Source organism: Neobacillus drentensis (assembly GCF_036966985.1).
Taxonomy (GTDB): domain Bacteria; phylum Bacillota; class Bacilli; order Bacillales; family Cytobacillaceae; genus Neobacillus; species Neobacillus drentensis_E.
Window position 1 is genome coordinate 1 of the sequence record NZ_JBALSN010000165.1, and the last position, 1,564, is coordinate 1,564.

At 43.9% G+C, this 1,564-nt stretch carries 1 pseudogene (cut by a window edge); it reads left to right on the forward strand.

What is annotated here, in order from left to right:
• The first annotated feature begins 93 nt into the window (after nt 1-93).
• Nucleotides 94-1,564: pseudogene (locus V7659_RS11435) on the forward strand (valine--tRNA ligase); it runs 1,160 nt beyond the window's last position.

Here is a 1,564-nt window from a genome sequence, read left to right on the forward strand (position 1 = left end):
GAAAAAAGGTGGTACCGCGAAGCAAACTCCATTCGTCCTTTTATGACGATTGGAGTTTTTTGTATGGAAATGGAATCAAAGGAGGATTTTACAATGGAAACAAAGGAACTAACAATGCCTACTAAATACGATCCACAAACGATCGAAAAAGGTCGTTATGAATGGTGGCTGCAAGGGAAGTTTTTCGAAGCAAAAGATGATGAAAGTAAGCAACCATACACGGTTGTCATCCCGCCGCCAAACGTAACGGGGAAACTTCATTTAGGCCATGCCTGGGACACAACCCTGCAAGATATCGTAACCCGTATGAAGCGGATGCAGGGGTATGATGTTCTCTGGTTACCAGGGATGGACCATGCAGGGATTGCTACCCAAGCAAAGGTAGAAGAAAAACTTCGTAACGAAGGTAAAAGCCGCTACGATTTAGGCAGAGAAAAATTTGTTGAGGAAACATGNNAAGGAAGAGTATGCTTCTCATATCCGTCAGCAGTGGTCGAAACTAGGCTTAGGATTAGACTACAGCCGTGAGCGTTTCACTCTTGATGAAGGCTTATCAGATGCCGTTAAAGAGGTGTTTGTTACTCTTTATAAAAAAGGTCTCATTTATCGCGGCGAATATATTATTAACTGGGATCCGTCCACTAAAACAGCTCTATCAGACATCGAAGTTATTTATAAAGATGTTCAAGGTGCATTTTATCACATGAGCTATCCGCTTGCTGATGGTTCCGGACATATTGAGGTTGCGACAACCCGTCCGGAAACGATGCTTGGTGATACTGCTGTTGCCGTTCATCCTGAAGATGACCGCTATAAGCACCTGATTGGTAAAAACGTTATCCTCCCAATCGTTGGCCGCGAAATTCCAATTGTTGCTGATGATTATGTCGATATGGAATTCGGATCTGGGGCGGTTAAAATTACACCTGCACATGACCCGAACGACTTTGAACTTGGTAATCGTCATAACTTAGAACGTATTCTTGTTATGAACGAAGATGGCTCGATGAATGATAAAGCCGGCAAATATAAAGGTTTAGACCGTTTCGAATGCCGAAAGCAAATCGTAAAAGACTTGCAGGAACAAGGAGTTCTTTTCAAAATTGAAGAGCATCCGCATTCCGTAGGTCACTCCGAGCGAAGCGGTGCTGTTGTTGAACCGTATCTTTCTACCCAATGGTTTGTTAAAATGCAGCCGCTCGCAGATGAAGCGATTGCTCTGCAAGATAAAGAAGCGAAAGTAAACTTTGTTCCAGACCGCTTTGAAAAAACTTACCTGCGCTGGATGGAAAATATCCGTGACTGGTGTATTTCAAGACAGCTTTGGTGGGGTCACCGAATCCCAGCTTGGTACCACAAGCAAACAGGTGAGGTATATGTAGGAACAGAAGCCCCTGCAGATGCGGAGAACTGGGAACAGGATAAAGATGTCCTAGATACTTGGTTCAGTTCAGCATTATGGCCTTTTTCAACGATGGGCTGGCCAAATACAGAAGCAGCCGATTTCAAGCGTTACTTCCCAACCGATGTGTTAGTGACTGGCTATGATATTATCTTCTTCTGG